This is a genomic window from Streptomyces sp. NPDC085944, from assembly GCF_040686295.1.
GTDB lineage: Bacteria > Actinomycetota > Actinomycetes > Streptomycetales > Streptomycetaceae > Streptomyces > Streptomyces salinarius.
Genome location: NZ_JBFBJX010000005.1, coordinates 409,780 through 430,769, shown reverse-complemented (window position 1 = coordinate 430,769; position 20,990 = coordinate 409,780). Strand labels below are relative to the sequence as shown.

22 protein-coding genes and 1 pseudogene are annotated in these 20,990 nt (G+C 73.0%); 5 read left to right on the top strand and 18 right to left on the bottom strand.

From position 1 onward, the window contains the following. Positions 1-17 precede the first annotated feature (17 nt). The 4 genes and pseudogenes from AB0P07_RS12940 to AB0P07_RS12925 all read right to left on the bottom strand — a co-directional run bounded on the left by AB0P07_RS12940 (position 18) and on the right by AB0P07_RS12925 (position 3,222). Positions 18-1,061, bottom strand: coding sequence for an SDR family oxidoreductase (locus AB0P07_RS12940; protein WP_365549131.1), 1,044 nt, complete (start codon positions 1,059-1,061; stop codon positions 18-20). A 96-nt stretch (positions 1,062-1,157) separates the two neighbouring features. Continuing rightward, positions 1,158-1,367, bottom strand: a pseudogene (locus AB0P07_RS12935) (helix-turn-helix domain-containing protein); the annotation flags it as partial. Between the two features lie 218 nt (positions 1,368-1,585). Continuing rightward, on the bottom strand, positions 1,586-2,617 hold the full coding sequence (gene glnII / locus AB0P07_RS12930) for a glutamine synthetase (RefSeq protein ID WP_365549128.1): 1,032 nt from the start codon (positions 2,615-2,617) through the stop codon (positions 1,586-1,588). Between the two features lie 128 nt (positions 2,618-2,745). Next, entirely contained in the window at positions 2,746-3,222 is a 477-nt protein-coding gene (locus AB0P07_RS12925) for a MarR family transcriptional regulator (protein WP_361567263.1), read from the bottom strand. 108 nt (positions 3,223-3,330) lie between these two features. Here AB0P07_RS12925 and AB0P07_RS12920 point away from each other — a divergent pair, with 108 nt between their 5' ends. Beyond that, complete coding sequence (locus AB0P07_RS12920; RefSeq protein ID WP_365549125.1) at positions 3,331-4,206, top strand: alpha/beta fold hydrolase; 876 nt, start codon at positions 3,331-3,333, stop codon at positions 4,204-4,206. Between the two features lie 20 nt (positions 4,207-4,226). Here AB0P07_RS12920 and AB0P07_RS12915 read toward each other — a convergent pair whose 3' ends face one another. The 3 genes from AB0P07_RS12915 to AB0P07_RS12905 all read right to left on the bottom strand — a co-directional run bounded on the left by AB0P07_RS12915 (position 4,227) and on the right by AB0P07_RS12905 (position 6,362). Further along, positions 4,227-4,916: a hypothetical protein gene (locus AB0P07_RS12915; RefSeq protein ID WP_365549122.1), complete on the bottom strand. Its 690-nt coding sequence runs from the start codon at positions 4,914-4,916 to the stop codon at positions 4,227-4,229. A 128-nt stretch (positions 4,917-5,044) separates the two neighbouring features. Further along, positions 5,045-5,944 (bottom strand): hypothetical protein, encoded by a 900-nt coding sequence (locus tag AB0P07_RS12910; protein WP_365549119.1) that lies wholly within the window; start codon positions 5,942-5,944, stop codon positions 5,045-5,047. A gap of 58 nt (positions 5,945-6,002) precedes the next feature. Beyond that, positions 6,003-6,362 carry an arsenate reductase family protein gene (locus AB0P07_RS12905; protein WP_365549116.1) on the bottom strand — a complete coding sequence of 120 codons (360 nt, stop codon included), beginning with the start codon at positions 6,360-6,362 and terminating at the stop codon, positions 6,003-6,005. A gap of 174 nt (positions 6,363-6,536) precedes the next feature. On the opposite strand from AB0P07_RS12905, the gene AB0P07_RS12900 reads away from it, so the two are divergent. Continuing rightward, positions 6,537-6,851 carry a hypothetical protein gene (locus tag AB0P07_RS12900; protein WP_365549113.1) on the top strand — a complete coding sequence of 105 codons (315 nt, stop codon included), beginning with the start codon at positions 6,537-6,539 and terminating at the stop codon, positions 6,849-6,851. Positions 6,852-7,026: 175 nt separating this feature from the next. On the opposite strand, the gene AB0P07_RS12895 is transcribed toward AB0P07_RS12900, so the two are convergent. The 4 genes from AB0P07_RS12895 to AB0P07_RS12880 form a co-directional block, all read right to left on the bottom strand. Next, the gene (locus AB0P07_RS12895; RefSeq protein WP_365549111.1) at positions 7,027-8,214 is read right to left on the bottom strand and encodes a winged helix DNA-binding domain-containing protein; all 1,188 of its coding nucleotides are present in this window, start codon (positions 8,212-8,214) and stop codon (positions 7,027-7,029) included. Positions 8,215-8,332: 118 nt separating this feature from the next. Then, entirely contained in the window at positions 8,333-8,911 is a 579-nt protein-coding gene (locus AB0P07_RS12890) for a hypothetical protein (protein WP_102931117.1), read from the bottom strand. Between the two features lie 36 nt (positions 8,912-8,947). Continuing rightward, positions 8,948-9,862 carry a zinc metalloprotease HtpX gene (gene htpX, locus AB0P07_RS12885; RefSeq protein ID WP_365549108.1) on the bottom strand — a complete coding sequence of 305 codons (915 nt, stop codon included), beginning with the start codon at positions 9,860-9,862 and terminating at the stop codon, positions 8,948-8,950. A 62-nt stretch (positions 9,863-9,924) separates the two neighbouring features. Next, positions 9,925-10,296 (bottom strand): helix-turn-helix domain-containing protein, encoded by a 372-nt coding sequence (locus AB0P07_RS12880; RefSeq protein ID WP_125632315.1) that lies wholly within the window; start codon positions 10,294-10,296, stop codon positions 9,925-9,927. A gap of 93 nt (positions 10,297-10,389) precedes the next feature. Between AB0P07_RS12880 and AB0P07_RS12875 the strand changes: the two genes are divergently transcribed. Beyond that, entirely contained in the window at positions 10,390-11,229 is an 840-nt protein-coding gene (locus AB0P07_RS12875) for an NAD(P)H-binding protein (protein WP_365549105.1), read from the top strand. Positions 11,230-11,510: 281 nt separating this feature from the next. Here the strand turns inward: AB0P07_RS12875 and AB0P07_RS12870 are convergent, their stop codons facing one another. Further along, positions 11,511-11,768, bottom strand: coding sequence for a hypothetical protein (locus AB0P07_RS12870; RefSeq protein WP_365549102.1), 258 nt, complete (start codon positions 11,766-11,768; stop codon positions 11,511-11,513). Positions 11,769-11,941: 173 nt separating this feature from the next. Next, positions 11,942-13,351 carry a type I glutamate--ammonia ligase gene (gene glnA / locus AB0P07_RS12865; protein ID WP_226024455.1) on the bottom strand — a complete coding sequence of 470 codons (1,410 nt, stop codon included), beginning with the start codon at positions 13,349-13,351 and terminating at the stop codon, positions 11,942-11,944. A 220-nt stretch (positions 13,352-13,571) separates the two neighbouring features. Here glnA and AB0P07_RS12860 point away from each other — a divergent pair, with 220 nt between their 5' ends. After that, positions 13,572-14,039 carry an RDD family protein gene (locus tag AB0P07_RS12860; protein WP_365549099.1) on the top strand — a complete coding sequence of 156 codons (468 nt, stop codon included), beginning with the start codon at positions 13,572-13,574 and terminating at the stop codon, positions 14,037-14,039. Positions 14,040-14,136: 97 nt separating this feature from the next. Here AB0P07_RS12860 and AB0P07_RS12855 read toward each other — a convergent pair whose 3' ends face one another. The 4 genes from AB0P07_RS12855 to lipB all read right to left on the bottom strand — a co-directional run bounded on the left by AB0P07_RS12855 (position 14,137) and on the right by lipB (position 17,391). Beyond that, the gene (locus tag AB0P07_RS12855; RefSeq protein WP_365549097.1) at positions 14,137-14,841 is read right to left on the bottom strand and encodes a DUF4191 domain-containing protein; all 705 of its coding nucleotides are present in this window, start codon (positions 14,839-14,841) and stop codon (positions 14,137-14,139) included. 81 nt (positions 14,842-14,922) lie between these two features. Then, on the bottom strand, positions 14,923-15,153 hold the full coding sequence (locus AB0P07_RS12850; RefSeq protein WP_365549094.1) for a hypothetical protein: 231 nt from the start codon (positions 15,151-15,153) through the stop codon (positions 14,923-14,925). Between the two features lie 255 nt (positions 15,154-15,408). Continuing rightward, positions 15,409-16,362 carry a lipoyl synthase gene (lipA, locus tag AB0P07_RS12845; RefSeq protein WP_102927476.1) on the bottom strand — a complete coding sequence of 318 codons (954 nt, stop codon included), beginning with the start codon at positions 16,360-16,362 and terminating at the stop codon, positions 15,409-15,411. Positions 16,363-16,590: 228 nt separating this feature from the next. Continuing rightward, positions 16,591-17,391, bottom strand: a complete 801-nt coding sequence (lipB, locus tag AB0P07_RS12840; RefSeq protein WP_365549091.1) for a lipoyl(octanoyl) transferase LipB — start codon at positions 17,389-17,391, stop codon at positions 16,591-16,593. A gap of 234 nt (positions 17,392-17,625) precedes the next feature. On the opposite strand from lipB, the gene AB0P07_RS12835 reads away from it, so the two are divergent. Next, positions 17,626-19,089: a regulator gene (locus AB0P07_RS12835; protein ID WP_365549088.1), complete on the top strand. Its 1,464-nt coding sequence runs from the start codon at positions 17,626-17,628 to the stop codon at positions 19,087-19,089. A gap of 370 nt (positions 19,090-19,459) precedes the next feature. Here AB0P07_RS12835 and AB0P07_RS12830 read toward each other — a convergent pair whose 3' ends face one another. Beyond that, positions 19,460-20,857: an NAD(P)/FAD-dependent oxidoreductase gene (locus AB0P07_RS12830; protein ID WP_365549085.1), complete on the bottom strand. Its 1,398-nt coding sequence runs from the start codon at positions 20,855-20,857 to the stop codon at positions 19,460-19,462. Positions 20,858-20,990 lie beyond the last annotated feature (133 nt).

Genomic DNA, 20,990 nt, shown 5'->3' with positions numbered 1-20,990 from the left:
TGGGCCGGGCACCCCGGTCAGGGGGTGGTGCCAGGTACACCCGCGCCCGCCGAAGGGCCGTCGGCCGGGGCGAGGGCCTTCGCCTCCGTGTCCGGGTCCAGCCCGACCGGGGGCCGGTCCGGGCGCCGGGGTGCGGTGCCGCCGATGTCCCGCAGCCAGGTCCAGGTGTCGGCCACCGTGTCCTCGACGGGCCGGCAGGTCAGGCCCGTCGCCCGGGCCCGGGTGACGTCAGCCGTGTGCAGGGCGTCGTACAGGTCGCTGCCCGGGGGCGTCCACACCGGCAGCTGCACCCACGGCTCGATCCCGGCGGCGAGGACGGTCGCGGGGTCGGTCCAGCGCAGCTCCGCCGCGCCGCCCGTGACCCTCGCGCAGGCGTCGAGCAGGCGGCCCATGGTGGTGTGCCCCGGCGGGGAGACCAGGTTGTACGGTCCGCTCAGCCCCCGCTCCACCGCGCCGAGCGTCCAGTCGGCGAGATCGCGGACGTCGATGTACTGCAGGGGCAGGTCGCGCGGGCCCGGTGCGAGGACGGGCCCGCCGCGGGCGACGCGGTCCAGCCACCACGGCAGCCGGCCGACGTTCTCGTACGGGCCGAGGATCAGCCCGGCCCGCACGAGCACGGAGCGGTCCGCGCCGAAGACGTCCGCGGCGGCCAGCTCCCCGCCCCGCTTGTCCCGGGCGTAGTCGCTCTGTCCGGCGTCCGCCGAGGCGCCCCCGACGAGCGGGGCGTCCTCGGCGCACCCGGCGGGCGGGGGCCAGGCGTACACCGAGCGGCTCGACACGTACACGTACCGTCCGGCGCGGTCCCGCAGCAGCCGCGCCGCGTCCCCGACCGCGCGGGGCGCCGCCGACCAGGTGTCGACGACGGCGTCCCACGTGCCCTCGGCCCCTGCCAGGGCGGCGAGCCCGTCGGGCGCGGTGCGGTCGCCGTGCAGCGCCCGCGCTCCGGCCGGCGGGGCGTGCCGTCCGCGGTGCAGGACGGTCACCTCCCAGCCCCGGCCGAGCGCCGCCTCGACCACGGCCCGTCCCACGAACTCCGTACCGCCCAGCACCAGTAGCCTCATACCGGTCACTGTGCCGGGTGCGGCGGCCGGAGGGAACGCGCCTCTGCCGTCAGCAGAGGGACGCCCGGCGTTCGGTGCCCGCAGTTGCTGAGCCGCTCAGCGGCCCGCGGGCGGGGTGTACTTGTAGCCGACGCGTCGCACGGTCTGGATCGTCTGCCGGTGCTCCGTGCCGAGCTTGCGGCGCAGCCGGGCCACGTGCACGTCGACGGTGCGGCCGTCGCCCACGTGCCCGTAGCCCCACACCGCGGTGACCAGCTGGTCGCGGGTGTGCACCCGGTTCGGGTGGGCGACGAGGTGGGCGAGCACACCACCAGGAAGCGGTCGCCGGTCTGGCCGATGCGCGTCACCAGCTCCCGCAGCCCGGCCGCCCGGATCCGGGCGTGCGTCTGCCAGTTCTCCGTCTCGACCTGATGGCGAGGTCCCCGTCGGTCTCCATGACGCCACCGTCGCACGGGCCACTGACAACTCCGGCCCGGACCGCGGCGGCCGGGGCCGGAGCCGGCCGGTCTCGGACGCGACCGGTCTCAGACCTGGCCGGCCTTCTCCAGCGCCGTGCAGCAGGTGTCGACGAGCAGGCGCGTCACGACGTACGGGTCGACGTTGGCGTTGGGACGGCGGTCCTCGATGTAGCCCTTGCCGTCCTTCTCGACCTGCCACGGGATGCGCACCGAGGCGCCGCGGTCGGAGACGCCGTAGGAGTACTCGTTCCACGGGGCGGTCTCGTGCAGGCCGGTGAGGCGGTCGTCGATGCCGGCGCCGTAGTTCTTGACGTGGTCCATCGGCTTGGAGCCCTCACCGAGGGACTCGGCGGCGGTGATGATCGCGTCGTAACCCTCGCGCATCGCCTTGGTGGAGAAGTTGGTGTGCGCGCCGGCGCCGTTCCAGTCGCCCTTGACCGGCTTGGGGTCGAGGGTGGCGGAGACCTCGAAGTCCTCGGCGGTGCGGTAGAGCAGCCAGCGGGCCACCCACAGCTGGTCGGAGACCTCCAGCGGGGACAGCGGGCCGACCTGGAACTCCCACTGGCCGGGCATGACCTCGGCGTTGATGCCGGAGATGCCGAGACCGGCCTTCAGGCAGTTGTCCAGGTGCGCCTCGACGACGTCGCGGCCGAAGATCTCGTCCGAGCCGACACCGCAGTAGTAGCCGCCCTGCGCGGCCGGGAAGCCGCCCTCGGGGAAGCCGAGCGGACGGGAGCCCTTGAAGAAGGTGTACTCCTGCTCGATGCCGAAGATCGGCTCCTGCGCGGCGAAGCGCTCGGCCACCCCGGCCAGTTCGGCGCGGGTGTTGCTCGGGTGCGGCGTCAGGTCCGTGTCGAGGACCTCGCACAGCACCAGGATGTCGTCGCCGCCGCGGATCGGGTCGGGGCAGGAGAAGACAGGCCGGAGCACGCAGTCCGAGGAGTTGCCCTCGGCCTGGTTGGTCGAGGAGCCGTCGAAGCCCCACAGCGGCAGGGCGGCCAGGCCGGCGGGGGCGTCCGTGATGATCTTCGTCTTGGAACGGAGCTTGGCCGTCGGCTCGGTGCCGTCGATCCAGATGTACTCGGCCTTGAAGGTCACGGGGGCCACATCCTTCGGGGTGGGTCTCGCCGCACTCGCGGTGCTGGGGCGGCAGGGGCGCCGCGTCTGCTGCCGTGCAGCGTGCCAACGGGCGATTTCCCGACCGTTGCCCGTATGTGAACGCCGCGTTACCTGGGGTCCTTGTGGTGCGGCTCACGACCGTCGTCCCCGGCCGCCTCCCGTACGCCGGTCAGGAAGCCCCTGATCGCCGCCAGTTCCCGCTCGTCGTACCCGCGCAGCAGCTCCACCGCCCGCCCGATCAGCGGTCCGAAGTGGGCCCGGCCCAGCGCGACGGCCCGCTCGTCCACCTCCACCGTGACCCTGCGCCGGTCCCGTTCGTCGCGTACCCGCCGCACGTGCCCGGCCTGCTCCAGCCGGTCGACCAGCGCCGTGGTCCCCGCGGAGTTCAGCCCGAGCGCGGTGCCCAGGCGCCCGGCGGTCATCGCCTCGCCCGCGCGCGCGGCGTCCATGAGCGCGATGAGCGCGCGGACGTCGGTGGGGTGCATGCCGTTGCGCTGCGCGAACCGCGCGCTGTGCGCTCCCAGTTCGACGGTGACCGCGCGCAGCAGATGGACGACCTCCATCTCCGGTCCCTGGTCGGGCATGCCGCTCCTCCCGCATTGCCTCGCTCGACAAGTATCTCGCCCAACGAGAGAATACCGGTGACGCACGAGAAGCGGGAACAGGGAACAAGCGAAACAGGGGACACCATCATGAGCGCTCACGGCCCATGCGACGCCGGCCGGTTCCACGACGCCTACGACAAGGTCATGGCCAAGTGGCCCGGGGGGACCGGGTCGGTGACCGTGCCCACCCCCTTCGGCGAGACGCACGTCAACGTGACCGGCCCGGCCGGCGCCCGTCCCCTCGTGCTGCTGCCGGGCGGCGGGGCGGCGACCTCCGCGTCCTGGTACGCCCAGGCCGCCGAACTGTCCCGCACCCATCGGGTCCATGCCGTCGACCTGGTCGGCGCCCCCGGCCGCAGCACACCGGCCGGCGACCGCCACCCCCGTACGGTCGCCGACCTCACCGGCTGGCTGGACGCCCTCCTCGACGGCCTCGGCATCGCGGAGGCCGACCTCGGCGGGCACTCCTACGGTGCCTGGATCGCCCTGCACCACGCCCTGCACGCACCCGACCGGGTACGCCGCCTGTTCCTCCTGGACCCGACGCAGTGCTTCGCCGGGTTCAAGGCGGCCTACCTGCTGCGCGCACTGCCGATGCTGCTGCGGCCCACGCCCCGCCGCGTCCGCGCCTTCCTGGACTGGGAGACCGGCGCGACGCCGCTCGACGCCGACTGGCTCGCCCTCCAGGAGGCAGCCGTCGGCTTCCCGGAGCGCAGGCCGGTCACCGGACCGCGCCCGGTCCCCGAGGCGCTGCGCGCCCTGGACGTGCCGGTGCTGCTGCTCCTGGCCGCGAACAGCAGGACGCACGACCCGGCCGGGGTGGCGGCCCGGGCGCGGACCCTGCTGCCGCACGTGGAGACGGTCGTACTGCCGGACGTCTCCCACCACGCGCTGCCGCAGTCGGCGCCGCCCGGGCTGGGCCGCCGCCTCGCCGACTTCCTCGCGGCGCCGGACCGGCCCTAGCCTCGGCCGGCCTCGGACACTCAGCCGACCTTCTCGATCAGCGCCCGCCGGATCAGGAACTTGCCCTCCTCCCGGACCTGTTCGAACGCCGCGTCGTTGAGCAGCGCGCAGCTGCCCGAGACCGAGTTCACCTCGACGGTCGTGGACCTGCCGTTGTCGAGGTTGGTCACCTTCAGCCTGGTGCCCACGGGGAACTGGTCGCTGGAGGCGGCGGGTGCCCCGCCCTCGCCGGAGAGGGTGACGGTGGAGCCGGCGCAGACCTGCTCGCCGGTCTGCGCGGCCTCTCCGGCCCCGTCGCCCGCCTGGTCCCCGGCCGCACCCCCGGCCTGTTCGCCGGCGTCCTGGCCCGCGGCCGGTCCGCCCTCCTGCGTGGCCTGGGAGTCCTGAGCCGACTCCCCGACCGCGCACCCGGACGCCGCCTGCTTGCGCTCGATCTCCGCGACGACCGCCTCGCGGTTCTCGATCCGCGCCGCGGACTGCGCGTCCGGATCGGCCCGCTGGCCCTCGATGAACCGCTGGTTGTTGCCGAGCGCGGTGGCCAGGCCCCGGCAGACGCCCGAGTCCTGGGCGGCCTTCGTCCGCGCCTGCTGGGCGGGCTGCGCGGCGTTCGACGCGTTCGCCATGACGAAGGCGCCGCCGCCCGCCACGGTCGCGGCGCCCACCAGGAGCGCGATCTTCTTCTTCGTACCGAGAGTTCTCCTGCGCGACATGCGCGCCTCCTGAAGAGGTAGGGGAGCGTACGCCGCTATGTACGAGATACCGAACGGAGTTACTCAGCGGTCACGTCGACGTGCGTACGTAACCTGAGTCACACGTCCCGGGTCCGCCCCGCCCGTCCTCAGCCCTCCTCGTAGGCCACCACGTTGTCGTCGACGTACTGGAGCAGGTCCTCGGTCTGCCGGGTGAGGTCCGCCTCCCCGGTCTCCGCACCGTCGCCCCACTGGCCGTTCGCGAACACCACCGACCGTACGGTCATCAGCCGCCGGAACACGCCGGGCGACCCGGGCGGCACCGTCGGCAGTCCCGCCCCGGGCGGCGGATCGAGCGACACCGTCTGGTACGTCACCGGGTCCATGGAGGCCATGCCGAACACCGCCCCGGCGTCCTCCGCGCGCACGAAGCTCGCCACCGTCACGGACACCTGCGAGCGCCGCTCGGCGTCCGTGAACAGGGCCGTGGTGAGCTGAGAGCAGCCCTCGCCCTGGTCGGCCAGGGCGGCCAGCTCCTGCGACATGCCCCGGGCGCAGTCGGTGGTCGTGGCGAGGTCGACGCGCTCGTACCGGGAACCGTCGTCCAGGCGCACCGCCGCCTCCGGGAATGCCTGCTCGGGGCGTACGACCGGCCGCGCGAGCAGGGACGCCAGGGCGGAGGGGGCGTCGGAGGGCAGGCTCCCGGTCACCGAGGGGGCGGCGGCGGGCGGCACGGTCGCCGAGGCGTCCGGCGAGGCGGTGGGGGCGTCGTCGCCGCCCGTGTACATCAGGGCGCCGCCGGCGACGGCCGCGGCGAGGACGACGCCCGTCGCCGCCAGTACCGCCGGCCGGATGCGGCCGCGTCGGCGGTGCTGCTCGGCGGGCCAGGGGGCGGGGGCGGCGGAGGGGGCGTACGGGCCGTACTGCTCGGGCTGCTGCCCGTACGACTGCGACTGCCCGTACGGCTGCGGCTGCGACTGCCCGTACGGCGGCTGCTGTCCCTGCGGTATGTGCTGTCCGTGGGACGGCCCTTGATCATCGTGGGTCATGGCCGCGCAGGGTAACAGCGAGGACCACCCCGAGTCGCGGCGCGAGACAAGTCCTGATCTACCGGGACAGAGCGTCCCTGACCGCCTCATCGGTGCGGCCCACCACGGCCGTTCCGTCGTCCGCCGTGATGATCGGGCGCTGGATCAGCTTGGGGTGTTCGGCGAGTGCGGCCACCCAGCGGTCGCGTGACGCCTCGTCACGGGGCCAGTCCTTCAGGCCCAGTTCCTTGGCGGCCGCCTCCTGGGTGCGGGTGATCTCCCACGGTTCGAGTCCGAGCCGGGTGAGCACCTCGCGGATCTCCTCCGTGCTCGGTACGTCCTCCAGATAGCGGCGGACGGTGTAGTCGGCCCCTTCCGCGTCGAGCAGGCTGATCGCGCTGCGGCACTTCGAGCAGGCCGGATTGATCCAGATCTCCATGCCGCACACGGTAGCCGGAGGGCGGCGAAACTCGTTCACCACCTGAGTCCCAGCGGCCCCGAAAGGCCTTGTGGTCAGGGGCTTTTGTCAGTGGTGGGCGGTAAAATAGAAGCAGTGTTCGAGAGTGTCGCCGGGAAGTCCGGACGGCACCCCGACCGCGACAGGAGGATGCCCGTGCCCGCTGCCGCACTGAAGCCGAAGCCGTTGCCCACCCAGTCCACCGCCGAGCGGCCCGTCCTGCTCGACCTGCCGTACGAACCCGTGGAGAAGCGTCCGCTGCCGACGGGCCGCCCCCGCGAGTGGTACATCACGCACAACCGCCGGCTCAAGGCGATGCGGCTCGCCATCGCCCTGCTGGACTCCGGCGTCTACCTGCCCAACCAGGCGCGCGACGAGAGGATACGGAGCGCCGCGCTGACCATCGGGGTTCATCCGCCGTCGGACACGACGTGCCACATGGTGCGGGCGCTGATGCGGTACTCGCGGTGACGTCGGCGCCGGGTGCCGTGTCGGTCACGGTGCCCGGCGTCTGTGTCGCCCTCTCCGGGGGCCGCCGCCCCCAGGTCCCCGCTTCGGCCTGAACGGCCTCGTCCTCAAGCTCCCCCCCCAGAGGGGGCACCCCCATGCGGGCCGGATGCCGGCCGGCGCTCAGAGGGCTGACGGGCTACGCCGACAACTCCCGTTCCAGCGGTGTCCGGAACCGCGGCGTGATCCGGGTCGTGGCCACCCAGGACGCCAGGCGCTCCGCCTCCGCCCCGACCGCGGTCTCCGCGTCGCGGCCGACGCCCTCGGCGTCCAGCAGCCGCCAAACGATCTCGCCGTCCGGCCGCTGGGCCCAGCCGCCGATCACGCGGCCGTTCCACCACACCGTGGGGCCGACGTTGCCGCTGCGGTCGAACAGCATCGGCCGCAGCTCGGGGGCGAGGTACCAGTCCCGCTGCTGCCATCCCATCGCCGTCGGGTCCAGGGCGGGCAGCAGCGCCGCCCACGGCTCGGCCGGCCCGGCGACCGGGCCGACGTCCCCGGCGGCGACGTACCCCGTGCCCTCGTCCAGCGAGACCGCCTCCGCGCCGATCGCGGTCAGCGCCCGACGCACCTCCGTCACCCGCCACCCGGTCCACCACTTGAGGTCGTCCTCGGTCGCCGGCCCGCACGCCGCCAGCCAGCGCCGCAGCAGCTCCGCCTGCGCCTCGCCCGGATCCAGCTCGGGATGCTCGGGCGCCGGTGCCCAGCGGAACTGGCTGGACGTCCACGAGCCCAGCGGCCGGCCCCGCACCACCCTGCCCTCCACCCCCAGCACCCTCAACAGGCGGGTGGAGACGGTGTGCACCCCCTCGTAGCTCTTCCCGGCCGCGTAGGCGAACTGCTCCTTCAGGCGGGGTTCGTCGCGGGCCAGTTCGGCCGCCGTGGCCTGGCCGCGCCGGGCCAGCGCGGCCAGTGCCGACTCCTCGACCTCCGTCAGCCAGGCGGCGTCCGGTGCGCCGGCCTCGGCCATGTTCTTCAACAGCCTGGCCCGCTCCCGGGCGGCGACGGTGCGGCCGGTGGAGGCGTGGACGACCGCCGTCAGCTCCGTCGGGAACACGAACACGGTGTTCCGCATGCCGTGCATCCGCACCAGCGTCCCGTCGTCGTACAGCGCCCGCTCCGTCTCGCCCACGGTCTTCGCCGCGTCCGCCAGCCGCGCGCCCACGGCCAGGTGGACCGTCGCCGGGTCCGTGCCGTGCAGGGCGACCAGGGCACCTGCGACCTCCTCCGGACCCTCCGCCCGCGTGGCCGCCACCAGCCGGTGCCGCGGGGCCAGCCGGTACCGCCGTTCGGTCGCGTCGATGTGCCGTCGTGCGCCCTCACCCATACAGGCCCTCCGCCCGTCCGTACGTCCGCGGCGTCCTCGGTCCGGCCGTGCGCCCTCGGTACGCGTCCTCGGTACGGACATCGTGCCCGACACCACTGACAGGCGGGGCCCACGGCGGTCACAGGCCGGGCGCGCCCCAGACCGGGAACCAGCGGCCCAGGTCGCCCTCCACCGGCAGCTCGTCGGCGAGCGCGGCACGTATCCGCAGCTCCAGCGCGTTGTCCCGCTGCCGCCGTTCGCCGGGCAGGGGAGCGAAGGGGTAGAACGTGCCCCGTTTGTAGAGGTAGACGAGGGCGAGCCGACGCCCGTCGTCCTGCGCGAAACCGGCCAGGGAACACAGCAGCCGCGGGCCGAAGCCGCCCGCCTCCAAGGTGCTGTTCACCGCGTGGAGGTCGTTCACCAGGAGGGGCAGCTCGTCGGGGGAGCGGTGCGAGACGAGCCAGGAGTATCCGTAGGAGTCGTGGGTCAGGTCCACCGGGGTCCGGCCGGCGTCCGCGTCCAGCAGGGCGCGGATCTCGCGGTGCGTGCGCTCGAAGGCGGCGCCCTCGACCGTCGCGAAGCACACCGCCCCCTGCCCGGTCGGCCGGAAGCCGGCCGCGGCCTCCAGGCCCACCGCCGCCGAGGGCAGGGCGAAGAGCCGGTCGAGATCGGGCCCCACCGCCCTGGACCGGCCGAGCAGGATGTCCAGCAGTCCCATGCCCTGGTGTCCGTCCTTCCCGCGGCCGCCCGCGTCTCAGGCCTTCCCGGGGGCCGTCGCCTCGCCCAGCTCGGTGGAGATCCGGCCCAGCTGGTCGAGCCGCTGCTCCAGGCTGGGGTGGGTGGCGAAGATCCGGCTCAGGCCGGGCTCGGCACCGAAGGCCGGGGTGAAGTAGAAGGCGTTGAAGGCCTGGGCCGTGCGCAGGTCCTTGGTCGGGATGCGCGCGATGTCGCCGGTGACCTTGGTGAGGGCCGCCGCCAGGGCCGAGGGGCGCCCGGTGAGCAGGGCCGCGGCCCGGTCCGCCGCCAGCTCCCGGTACCGGGACAGGGCCCTGATCAGCAGGAAGCTGAGCGCGTACACGGCGGCCGAGACACCCATCACCACGGCCAGGACGGCCATCGTGTTCTGGTCCCGGCGCCCGCCGAAGAGCTGGGAGTAGAGGGCGAACCGCACGATCAGCCCCGCGATCACGCCGAGGAAAGACGCCACCGTGATCACCGCGACGTCCTTGTGCGCCACGTGCGACAGCTCGTGCGCGAGCACGCCCTCCAGCTCCGCGGGCTCCAGCCGCCGCAGCAGCCCGGTGGTGACGCACACCACCGCGTTGTCCGGATTGCGGCCGGTAGCGAACGCGTTCGGCATCTCCATCTCCGACACCGCGACCACAGGCTTCGGCATGTCGGCCATCGCCGCCAGCCGGTCCACCACGCCGTGCAGCTCCGGATACTCGTCCCGCTCCACGACCCGGCCGCGCATCGCGAACAGCGCGATCCGGTCGGAGAACCAGTACTGCGCCACGAAGAGCAGCGCGACGATCACCACGACCAGCACCCAGGACTTCAGCAGGGCGATCAGCGCGGCGACGAAGCCCACGTACAACAGACCGAGCAGGAACAGCGTGACCCCCATGCGCACGGTCAGCCGCCGGTCGCTCCGGAAGCGGCTCTTCATCTGCACCACCTCGCAGTCGGGCACTCGTCCCGATGTCCAGTGTGCACCCGGCGCCCCGGAGACTAGCGGGTGCCGAGCGCCGACAGCCGCCCCGTGATCCGGTCGAACAGGTCCGTCAGCGGCTCCCCGATGTCCCGGCCGAACTCGGTCAGCCCGTACGTGACCTGCGGTGGTGTCGTCGGCTCGACCTTCCGCCAGACCAGGCCGTCCTCGACCAGGACGCGCAGGGTCTGGGCGAGCATCTTCTCGCTGATGCCCTGGATGCTCTCGCGCAGCTCGTAGAAGCGGAGGTCGTTGCGCCGCAGGGAGATCAGCACCCAGATGCCCCACCTGCTGGTCACGTGGTCGACCACGTCGCGCGCCAGGCAGTCGGTGTGAAACACGTCATACCGTTCGCCGGTCTCGACCCGTCTGCGCTGCACACCTTCCGTCATGTCATGAGCTTACCTCCAGGTATGCCCTTACCGAAAGTTAGTCCACCCTCCTAGCTTGAAGGCCCACAGAGGACATCCGAGAAGGAGCTGGACATGATCGTGGTGACCGGAGCGACCGGGAACATCGGCCGACCGCTGACGCGGGCGCTGGCGAAGGCGGGCGCGCAGGTGACGGCGGTGTCACGGCACCCGGCGCCGGCGCCGGACGGCGTCCGCCACCGGGTGGCCGACCTCGCCGACCCGGCCGGCCTGCGGCCCGCGCTGGCCGGGGCGAAGTCGCTGTTCCTGCTGCTCTCCGGCGACCTGCACGCCGCCGGGGCCAACCCCGCCGATCTCGTCGGCGAGGCCGTGGAGAGCGGGGTCCGCCGCATCGTCCTGCTCTCCACCCTCGGCGTGGTGACCAGGCCCTTCGGGGCGACGCGGATCGCGATGCGGGCGCTGGAGGACACGGTGCGGGAATCCGGCCTGGAGTGGGCCGTCCTGCGGCCCGGCGGCTTCGCCTCCAACGCCCTGTGGTGGGCCGAGTCCGTCCGTGAGCGACGAGTCGTCGCCGCGCCCTTCGGCGACGTCGGAGTGCCGGTCGTCGACCCCGCGGACATCGCCGCGGTGGCGGCGGCCTGCCTGCTGGACGACCGGCACACAGGCGGCGCGTACGAGCTGACCGGCCCGGAGGTGATCACGCCGCGCGGGCAGACGGAGGCCCTCGCCGCCGCGCTGGGTTCGCCCGTGGCGTTCCACGAGCTGACCCGCGACGAGGCCATGGCCGCCATGGCGCGCAGCATGCCGGCGGAGCTGGCCGACGACACCCTGGACATCCTCGGCAACCCGTGCCCGGCCGAACTGCGGGTCAGCCCGGACGTCGGGCGCGTCCTCGGCCGCGCCCCGCGCCCGTTCGCCGACTGGGCCGCCCGCAACGTCGCCGCGTTCCGCTGAGCCCGGCCCCACCGGCAGGCAGGTCCAGGGGGCGTCGTTTGGATCGTGCCGGGGTCGCGGGGTCCGGCAAGCGCTCCCCCACTGCCTGAAGGGCGTGGGAGGTGCCCCCCAGCGGCGCTGTCGTCGGTTGCCAGGGCTCCGCCCCGGCGCCCTCCTCCGCCTTGCAGCCGCACGCTCCCCCACGCTCGGCTTCGCTCGCGCGGGAGGGGCCCCCATCGCCCCCGCCCAGGTCGGCCACACGGCACCCTTGCCTGGAGCCGACCTGCTCCGAACGACACCCCCTAGTACGGCGCCCGGAGGTTGAGGTAACCGAGCAGCACGATCACCGCGGCCACACAGCCGAGCACCACGGCGGTGGAGACCCACGACGACCGGCGTCCCGAGCCCACGTGGTCGGGATCGGCTCGGAAGGGGACCGGTCCGGGAGGGTTCTCCTTCCAGCGCGCGGCGAGCATCCGGGCCCGTGCCGAGGGCTCCTTGTACTCGGCGCCGTCCGCCCACCTCAGGTCGTACTCGCGCTCCTCGTCCCGATCCGGCATCTCCGGCACTCTCCCCGTCCCCCTGACTCGAACAACCGTCTTAGAGACATGATCCCGGCGCGCCCGGGCCCTGTGAAGTGTTTTCGGCCACGCACGACGGCGCCCCCGCCCTCCGGGAAGGTCCGGAAAGAGGGGGCGGGGGCGCCGGACGGCTCGGGCTCGGGCCCGGTCGATCACACGTCGAAGTACATCTCGAACTCGTGCGGGTGCGGACGCAGCTGCAGCGGCGCGATCTCGTTGGCGCGCTTGAAGTCGATCCACGTCTCGATCAGGTCCGGCGTGAACACGTCGCCCTGGAGCAGGAACTCGTGGTCGGCCTCCAGGCGGTCGAGGACCGCGCCCAGCGAGGTCGGGACCTGCGCCACGTTCGCGTGCTCCTCGGGAGCCAGCTCGTAGAGGTCCTTGTCGATCGGCTCGGCCGGCTCGATCTTGTTCTTGATGCCGTCCAGGCCCGCCAGCAGCAGCGCCGAGAAGGCCAGGTACGGGTTGCCGGAGGCGTCCGGGGCGCGGAACTCCACGCGCTTGGCCTTCGGGTTCGAGCCCGTGATCGGGATGCGCATCGCGGCCGAGCGGTTGCGCTGCGAGTACACCAGGTTGACCGGCGCCTCGAAGCCCGGCACCAGGCGGTGGTAGGAGTTCACCGTCGGGTTGGTGAAGGCCAGCAGCGACGGGGCGTGCTTGAGGATGCCGCCGATGTAGTAGCGGGCGGTGTCCGACAGGCCGGCGTAGCCCTGCTCGTCGTAGAAGAGCGGCTCGCCGCCGGACCACAGCGACTGGTGGACGTGCATGCCCGAGCCGTTGTCGCCGAAGATCGGCTTCGGCATGAAGGTCGCCGTCTTGCCGTTCTTCCAGGCCACGTTCTTCACGATGTACTTGAAGAGCTGGAGGTCGTCGGCGGCGGCGAGCAGCGTGTTGAACTTGTAGTTGATCTCCGCCTGACCGGCGGTGCCCACCTCGTGGTGCTGGCGCTCGACCTTCAGGCCGGAACGCTCCAGCTCCAGGGAGATCTCGGCGCGCAGGTCGGCGAAGTGGTCGACCGGCGGGACCGGGAAGTAGCCGCCCTTGTAGCGGACCTTGTAGCCGCGGTTGTCCTCCAGGGCGCCGGTGTTCCAGGCGCCGGCCTCGGAGTCGATGTGGTAGAAGGACTCGTTCGCGCTGGTGGCGAAGCGGACCGAGTCGAAGACGTAGAACTCCGCCTCCGGACCGAAGAACGCCGTGTCGGCGATGCCCGTGGAGGCCAGGTACGCCTCGGCCTTCTTCGCCACGTTCCGCGGGTCGCGGGAGTACTGCTCGCCCGTGATCGGGTCGTGGATGAAGAAGTTGATGTTGAGCGTCTTGTCCCGGCGGAACGGGTCGACGCGCGCGGTGGACAGGTCGGGGCGCAGGGACATGTCCGACTCGTGGATGGCCTGGAAGCCGCGGATCGAGGATCCGTCGAAGGCCTGCTCGTCGTCGGGGTCGAACGCCTCGGCGGGCAACGTGAAGTGCTGCATGACGCCCGGCAGGTCGCAGAACCGGACATCGACGAACTTGACGTCCTCGTCCGCGATGAACTTCTTGACGTCGTCGGCGTTCTGGAACATCCAGCTCCTCCTACTCCCGACCGTCCCGCCGGGTTGGTAGATCGTTCGTGCGGCCAGTGCGGGTGGCACACGCCTCCTCGACCCTAGGGACGGGTGATTTCTCGGGCGTGACCCATTTGTTTCGCAGAAGTTAACCGGCTCCCTCCCCAGCCTAGGCCGGATCGGGGACCCTCACACCCCACCGTCCCCGGTGCGTATACGGGCGCAGTACCGTGGTCGGGTGGACAACAGGCAAGCAATCGGCTCGTGGCTCTCCGGCCCCCGCGCGGCCGTCGAAGAGGCCGGCGCCGATCTCGGATACCGCGGCGAGCAGCTCGGTCTGCCCGAGGAGGGACCGGGCTCGATCGCCCGCCCGGGCAGGCGGCTCGGTGCGCTGGCCGTCGACTGGGCCCTGTGCTCCCTGATCGCATACGGCCTCATCACGGGCAGCTACGGGCAGACGGCGAGCAACTGGGCCCTGCTGATCTTCTTCGCCCTGAGCGTGCTGACCGTCGGCACCATCGGCTCCACCCCCGGCAAGCGCCTCTTCGGCCTGCGGGTCGTGGACGTCGTCACCGGCCGGCCCAGCCCGCTGCGGGCTCTGCTGCGCTCGGTCCTGCTCTGCCTCGCTCTCCCGGCGCTGATCTGGGACCGCGACGGCCGGGGCCTGCACGACCGGCTGGCGCGCACCGTGGAAATCCGCGTCTGACCCGCACGCACCAGGACGACGCCGGTACGGCGACGGGGGCGGCCCGATCCACTCGGGCCGCCCCCGTCGCCGTACCGGCGTCTCGGAGTCCTGCGGGTCAGCGCTGCCGGGGGTTGCCGCCGCGGGGCATCCGCATGCCCTTCGGCATCGGGCCCTTGGGCAGCGGCATGTTGCTCATCAGGTCGCCCAGGGCGCGCAGTCGGTCGTTGGTCACGGTGACCTGCGGGCCGCTCAGGACGCGGGGCAGCTTGAGCATGGTCGTGCGCAGCTTCTTCAGCTCGACCTGGCCCTCGCCGGTGCCCACGACCAGGTCGTGCACCGGGACGTCGGCCACGATGCGGTTCATCTTCTTCTTCTCGGCCGCGAGCAGGGACTTCACCCGATTCGGGTTGCCCTCCGCGACCAGCACGATGCCGGCCTTGCCGACCGCGCGGTGCACCACGTCCTGGTTGCGGTTCATCGCCACCGCGGGGGTGGTCGTCCAGCCCCGGCCGATGTTGTCCAGTACGGCCGCCGCCGCGCCCGGCTGTCCCTCCATCTGGCCGAAGGCCGCCCGCTCGGCCCGGCGCCCGAAGACGATCGCCGTCGCGAGGAAGGCGAGCAGCACGCCCAGGATGCCGAGATAGATGGGGTGACCGATCAAGAAACCGATCCCGAGGAGGACACCGAAGACGACGATGCCGACACCCGCGAGCACAAGACCGATCTTCTTGTCGGCCTTGCGGGTCATCTTGTAGGTCAGAGCGATCTGCTTCAGTCGCCCGGGGTTCGCAGCGTCCGCTGCGGGTTCCTTCCTCGCCATGGCACGAAGTCTACGTGCCCCCGAAAGCGCCGACGACGGCAGTGCCCGGCGGCGGGGGGACGGGAGGGACGGGAGCCGGGCTCAGGGGCGGCCGGCGACGGACTGCCGCAGCGCGCGCTCCGTCTCGATGCGGTCCTTGGCGCGGCGGCGGTCCTCGAGGACGGAGTTCCACGCGTTGCGCCGGGCGGTGCGCTGGCCGCCGCTCATCAGCAGCGACTCGACGGCCCGCAGGGCGGTGCCGAACGACGGGATGGCGGTGGCGCGGACGGTGGTGGCGCGGACGGTGGTGGCGCGAACGGGCGCGGCCTGCATCGTGAAGGTCCCCCTCGGTACGGCTCCGGGTGTGGAGGCTGGTGTACGCGGTGGTGTACGTGATCGTGCACGTGCTGTGATTCCAGGGTCACTGATTGGTGTTACCAGGGCGTGACCCGCCGGTCAAACGCACATGAAGCCGCGTTGCCGGGCCGTGGAACGGGCGCGCGACCCCGACCGGTGCCCTCATCAGCGAGGACGGTCGGGGCCGCGGAATCTCGGCCATTACTGGCGAGTAGTTACTTGTGCGGGAATTCACACGGTGGCGGACCGGCGCTGCTCCATGGCCATTCCGTAGAGCCGTCCCGCCCGGTACGAGGACCGGACCAGCGGGCCCGACATCACGCCGGAGAAACCGATCTGCTCGGCCTCCTCCTTGAGCTCCACGAACTCCTGCGGCTTGACCCAGCGCTCCACGGGGTGGTGGCGCACGGACGGGCGCAGGTACTGCGTGATGGTGATCAGCTCGCAGCCTGCCTCGTGCAGTTCCTTCAGTGCCTCGCTGATCTCCTCGCGGGTCTCGCCCATGCCGAGGATCAGGTTCGACTTGGTGACCAGGCCGTAGTCGCGGGCGTCCGTGATGACCTTCAGGGAACGCTCGTAGCGGAAGCCGGGACGGATGCGCTTGAAGATCCGCGGGACCGTCTCGACGTTGTGCGCGAAGACCTCGGGGCGGGAGTCGAAGACCTCCCGGAGCAGCTCCGGGACCGCGTTGAAGTCGGGGGCCAGCAGCTCGACCTTGGTGCGGCCGTCGGCGCGCTCCGCGGTCTGCTGGTGGATCTGGCGCACCGTCTCCGCGTACAGCCAGGCGCCGCCGTCGGGGAGGTCGTCGCGGGCGACGCCGGTGATGGTGGCGTAGTTCAGGTCCATCGTGACCACGGACTCGCCGACGCGGCGCGGCTCGTCGCGGTCCAGCGCCTCGGGCTTGCCCGTGTCGATCTGGCAGAAGTCGCAGCGCCGGGTGCACTGGTCGCCGCCGATGAGGAAGGTCGCCTCGCGGTCCTCCCAGCACTCGTAGATGTTGGGACAGCCGGCTTCCTGGCAGACCGTGTGCAGGCCCTCGCTCTTCACGAGGTTCTGCATCTTGGTGTACTCGGGGCCCATTTTCGCCCGGGTCTTGATCCACTCGGGCTTGCGCTCGATGGGGGTCTGGCTGTTGCGGACCTCCAGGCGCAGCATCTTGCGTCCGTCGGGTGCGACTGCGGACACGACCGGCTCCCTAGCGTTTGATTCTTCGGCGTTCTTCAGGGTACGCCCGTTGATTTGTTGGTCGGCGTCGGTGCTGGCCTCCGGGGGCTGCCGCCCCCCGGGCCCCCGCGTCGGCCCTGACGGGCCGCGTCCTCGAACTCCCCCGGAGAGGGCGCCCCCACGGGCTGGATTCTTGCCCCCGGCGCTGGATCTGTGCCGCCGGGCCGGAGCTGTGCCGCCGGGGTGGATTCATGCCGCCGGGGTCTTCTCGATCTCCCTCGGCTTCAGTTCCGCGTTCTCCAGGATGTCCCGCAGGTGGCGCTCCACCACCGGGAGGACCTCCTCGATGGTCACCTCGCGGCCGAGCTCGTTCGCCAGGGAGGCCACGCCCGCGTCGCGGATGCCGCAGGGGATGATCTTGTCGAACCACTTGTTGTCGGGGTTCACGTTGAACGAGAAGCCGTGCATCGTGACGCCCTTGGCGACCCGGATGCCGATCGCGGCGATCTTGCGGTCCTCGCGGCGCTGGCCCGCGTTGGACGGGGCGTACTCGGGGCCGTTGAGCCGGGGGTCGAACTCCTCGTCCGTCAGGCGCGGGTCGAAGTCCAGGGACAGGCCGCCGAGCTTCGGGCGCCGCTCGACCGGGTCGCCGAGGACCCAGACGCCGCTGCGGCCCTCGACCCGGGTGCTCTCCAGGCCGAACTCCGCGCAGGTGCGGATCAGGGCCTCCTCCAGGCGCCGGACGTGGGCCACCACGTCGACGGGGCGCGGCAGCTTCTGGATCGGGTAGCCCACCAGCTGTCCCGGGCCGTGCCAGGTGATCTTGCCGCCGCGGTCCACGTCGACGACCGGGGTGCCGTCGAGGGGCCGCTCGCTGTCCTCGGTGCGCCGGCCGGCCGTGTAGACCGGCGGGTGTTCGAGGAGCAGCACGGTGTCGGGGACCTCGTCGGCGAACCGCGCGGCGTGCACCCGGCGCTGTTCGTCCCACGCCTCCTGGTAGTCGACGCGTTCGGCACCGAACCCCATCCGGACGAAGCGCAGCTCACTCACGGCACGTGCCTCCCTGCAAGGTCGTAAGGCACGAAGCGTGCCCACGCCACTGTACGACCGTCCGTGTGTCGTCAGCCGGGCGGGCAATCCTCACACGATCGGATGAATGCCGGGCGAATTGTGCGATCGGGTGCTTACTCTCCGCTACATTCACGCCTTCACGAGGCCATAAGGGCTGCTCACAGGCGCTCCGGGCACTTCGAACGCCCGGAAGGCAGGAGACCGCACCGCACCATGACGGAACGACCCGCGCAGCGCACCGCCAACCGCCAGCTCGCCGCGCTCATCGCCGAAGCGGGGTTCTCGAACGCGGGTCTCGCGCGTCGCGTCGACCAGCTCGGACTCGAACACGGCCTGGACCTGAGATATGACAAGACGTCCGTCACCCGGTGGCTGCGCGGCCAGCAGCCCCGCGGCACCACGCCGGCCCTGATCGCCGAGGTCTTCACCCGGCGCCTGGGCCGCCGTCTGACCGCCCAGGACCTCGGCCTGGACGCCTGCGCGCCCGTCTACGCGGGCCTGGAGTTCGCCGGGAGCCCGGAAGAGGCGGTCGACATCGTCGGCGGGCTGTGGCGCAAGGACTCCGGCAGCCATGCCGAGCTGCGGAAGATCGCCTTCACCCCGGCCGGGCTCGTCGTGCCCAGCCGGGACTGGCTGATCGGCCGCGCCGACGAGAAGGTGGCCCGCACCGAGGTGCCCGTCCGCATCCCCGCGCAGGGCCGCCCCGCGACCCCGAGGCTCGCCGTCCCGCTCGATGCGTCCAGGCGCCGGACCCCGGCCGAACGCGGCCCGGGGCAGAAGGTCGGCGGCGGCGACCTCGCCGCCCTGCGCTCGGTCGGCGAGCTGTTCCGCAGCCTCGACGACCGGTACGGCGGCGGACACGCCCGCCAGGCCCTCGTGCGGTACCTGGAGCACGAGCTGGAGCCGATGCTGCGCGGCACCTACGGCGAGCAGACCGGCCGACGCCTCTTCGCCGCCGCCGCCGACCTGACCCGGCTCGCCGGCTGGACGTCGTACGACATCGCCGCCCACGGACTCGCCCAGCGCTACTTCGTGCAGGCCCTGCGGCTGTCGCAGGCGGCGGCGGACCGGGCGTACGGCTCGTACGTGCTGGTCACGATGAGCCGGCAGGCCGTCTACCTGGGGCACGGGCGGGAGGCCGTCCAGCTCACGCGGGTGGCGCAGCAGGGGGTCGGGACCTCGGCGCCGCCGGTCGTGCAGACGCTGCTGCACGCCGCGGAGGCGCGGGCGCACGCCGTCCTCGGGGAGGTGCGGGCCTGCACCGCTGCCCTGGTGCGCGCCGAGCGGGCGCTGGAGGCCGCCCGGCCGGGCGACGAGGTGCCCCACTGGGCGCGCTTCTTCGACGAGGCGCAGCTCGCCGACGAGTTCGGGCACTGCCACCGCGACCTGCAGCAGTTCCGCGCCGCCGCCCAGCACGCGGAGCGCTCGCTGCAACTGCGCGCCCCCGTCTTCGCCCGCAGCCGGCTGTTCAGCCGGGTCGTCCTCGCCACCGCACGGCTCGGCCTCGGCGAACTCGACCAGGCCTGCCAGCTGGCCGCGGAGGCGGCGGGGCAGGCGGCCGAGATGCGCTCGGTGCGCGCCACGGAGTACGTCCGCGACTTCGAACGCCGCCTGGAGCCGTACCGGGACGCGGCCCCGGTCCGGGGATACCGGGACAAGGTGGCGGCCCTCGGGTAGGCACGTGCCGCGGGCCGTCCCGGTGGTGACAGCCCGGGACCGTCCCGGACCTCCCGGGACCACCGGGGGCCCCGCCGCTGACCTGGGCGCTGTGCTCGTCCGGGGTGGGGTGCCTTCCGGGGCGTCCGGGCCGGGGAGTGTCCGTGGCGCCGTTGCCCAGGGCCGGTTCTGGGCCCTGGGATCCGTCCGTTCCTGAGGGGAGGGAGCTCGGGCGGGGCGGCGCGCTCGCGTCGGCAGTTGCCCCGGTTCCCGATGCGGGCATGGGCGGGGCGGCCTACCCGGTGCCGTCCTGGCCCGGACTGCTCGGGCTGCCGCGGTCGGGCCGGGACCGCCCGGGTATGCGGTGCCGAGCCGACCGGGCCGGCCGGCATCAGGCCGCTCGGGCCGGTTCCGCCGAGTGCATCGGGCGGTCCACGCCCAGGTCCGACAGGATCGCCGCCGAGGCGCGGTGGCCCGAGTGGAGCGCGCCCTGGACGGTGCTGGTGTCGCGGTGGTCGCCGCACACGTACAGCCCGGCCAGCAGCCGTACCGGCCTGCGCGGGTCGTGCGGCGGGCGCATCGCGGGCACCGCCTCGGGCGTGTGGTGCACGGCGAGGGTCTCCCAGCGGCTGGTCGGGGTGCCGTAGAGGCGGGCGAGATGGATGCGTACGGCGGTGTCGAGGTCGGGCGGGGGCGGGCCGAGGACTGTTGAGGAGACCAGGGTGCGTCCGGCCGGTGCGCGGGACGGGTCCACCCGGCTGATCTGCGCCGTGTGGGCGACCGGGCCGCCGCGGTCGGCGTCGAGCAGCAGGGACGCGCCGGTCGTCGGCGGCTCGTCGGTGGTGTGGTGGACCACCGTCACCGGGTGGAAGTCCGGTACCCGCAGGCCCGGCAGCAGTTCGGCCGCCGCACGGGCGTCGGTCGCCACCAGGACGGCCCGGCAGCGGACGACGCCGTGCTCCGCGGTGGTCACGGCGTTGGTCGCCACCGAGGTGACGCGCACGCCGGTGTGCACCGTGCCAGGCGGCAGCGACCGCGCCAGGTGCTCCGGCAGGGCCTCCGCGCCGCCCTCCGGCAGCACCAGCCGCCCGCCGGCGAAGGCGCGCAGCGCGAGGTCCGCGCACCGGCTGGAGGTCGTGAGGTCCGGGTCGTACAGCAGGGCGGCGAGCAGCGGACGCAGGAATCCGTCGATGGTGCGGGCCGGCAGCCCGCGGGCGGCCAGCGCCCGGGCGGCGGGCAGCTCCGGGCGGGCCAGCAGCCGCTCGGCCGGGGTGTGCGCCAGCCGGGCCAGCGCGGCACCGAGCCGGGCCTGGTCGAACGCGGTGCCGACCGGGGCGCCCCCGCGGGTGCGGGGCGCGGTGGCGGGCCTGCCGGGCGCGGCCCCCGGCGCGTGCATCGTGCGCCGGGGCGCGGACATCGAGCGAGGGGCGCTCGCCAGGGCGCGCACCGCATGGAGTGCGCCCCGCGCGCTCCGTACGCCCGCCGGGGCGCCCGCGCGGTGGTGCCGGCCCTCGCTGTGCAGCAGGACACCGGGGGCGAAGGGCAGCAGCGCGAGGCCGTCGAGCCCGGGGGTGCGGTGCAGTTCGGGATACGCCGTGGACAGCAGCTGTCCGATTCTGTCGAGCCGGAAACCGTCGACCTTCTCGGTGGCCATCCGGCCGCCCACCGCATGGGCGGCCTCCAGGACCGTGGTCGTCACTCCTGCGCTGGTCAGCCGTTCCGCCGCGGCGAGTCCGGCGACCCCGGCCCCCACGACGACGACGTCCGCCTGGTACGCGGGCTCAAGCACGTGCCCCTCCTCGAGGTTGCGCGGCCGCTGGGAACGTCATGCCCCCAACAGCCTTGAGGAATAGCCGAGTTCGAGACGAGGTTAGGGTCAGGAACGGGCAGGGGGAGTCGCACGGAGGCGGTACACGGTCGCA

Bases quoted from the DNA above. Each gene is read 5' to 3' on its own strand.
- AB0P07_RS12940 (WP_365549131.1), bottom strand. From the start codon at position 1,061: ATGAGGCTACTGGTGCTGGGCGGTACGGAGTTCGTGGGACGGGCCGTG.
- AB0P07_RS12925 (WP_361567263.1), bottom strand. From the start codon at position 3,222: ATGCCCGACCAGGGACCGGAGATGGAGGTCGTCCATCTGCTGCGCGCG.
- AB0P07_RS12920 (WP_365549125.1), top strand. From the start codon at position 3,331: ATGAGCGCTCACGGCCCATGCGACGCCGGCCGGTTCCACGACGCCTAC.
- AB0P07_RS12915 (WP_365549122.1), bottom strand. From the start codon at position 4,916: ATGTCGCGCAGGAGAACTCTCGGTACGAAGAAGAAGATCGCGCTCCTG.
- AB0P07_RS12910 (WP_365549119.1), bottom strand. From the start codon at position 5,944: ATGACCCACGATGATCAAGGGCCGTCCCACGGACAGCACATACCGCAG.
- AB0P07_RS12905 (WP_365549116.1), bottom strand. From the start codon at position 6,362: ATGGAGATCTGGATCAATCCGGCCTGCTCGAAGTGCCGCAGCGCGATC.
- AB0P07_RS12895 (WP_365549111.1), bottom strand. From the start codon at position 8,214: ATGGGTGAGGGCGCACGACGGCACATCGACGCGACCGAACGGCGGTAC.
- AB0P07_RS12890 (WP_102931117.1), bottom strand. From the start codon at position 8,911: ATGGGACTGCTGGACATCCTGCTCGGCCGGTCCAGGGCGGTGGGGCCC.
- htpX (WP_365549108.1), bottom strand. From the start codon at position 9,862: ATGAAGAGCCGCTTCCGGAGCGACCGGCGGCTGACCGTGCGCATGGGG.
- AB0P07_RS12880 (WP_125632315.1), bottom strand. From the start codon at position 10,296: ATGACGGAAGGTGTGCAGCGCAGACGGGTCGAGACCGGCGAACGGTAT.
- AB0P07_RS12875 (WP_365549105.1), top strand. From the start codon at position 10,390: ATGATCGTGGTGACCGGAGCGACCGGGAACATCGGCCGACCGCTGACG.
- AB0P07_RS12870 (WP_365549102.1), bottom strand. From the start codon at position 11,768: ATGCCGGATCGGGACGAGGAGCGCGAGTACGACCTGAGGTGGGCGGAC.
- glnA (WP_226024455.1), bottom strand. From the start codon at position 13,351: ATGTTCCAGAACGCCGACGACGTCAAGAAGTTCATCGCGGACGAGGAC.
- AB0P07_RS12855 (WP_365549097.1), bottom strand. From the start codon at position 14,841: ATGGCGAGGAAGGAACCCGCAGCGGACGCTGCGAACCCCGGGCGACTG.
- AB0P07_RS12850 (WP_365549094.1), bottom strand. From the start codon at position 15,153: ATGCAGGCCGCGCCCGTTCGCGCCACCACCGTCCGCGCCACCACCGTC.
- AB0P07_RS12835 (WP_365549088.1), top strand. From the start codon at position 17,626: ATGACGGAACGACCCGCGCAGCGCACCGCCAACCGCCAGCTCGCCGCG.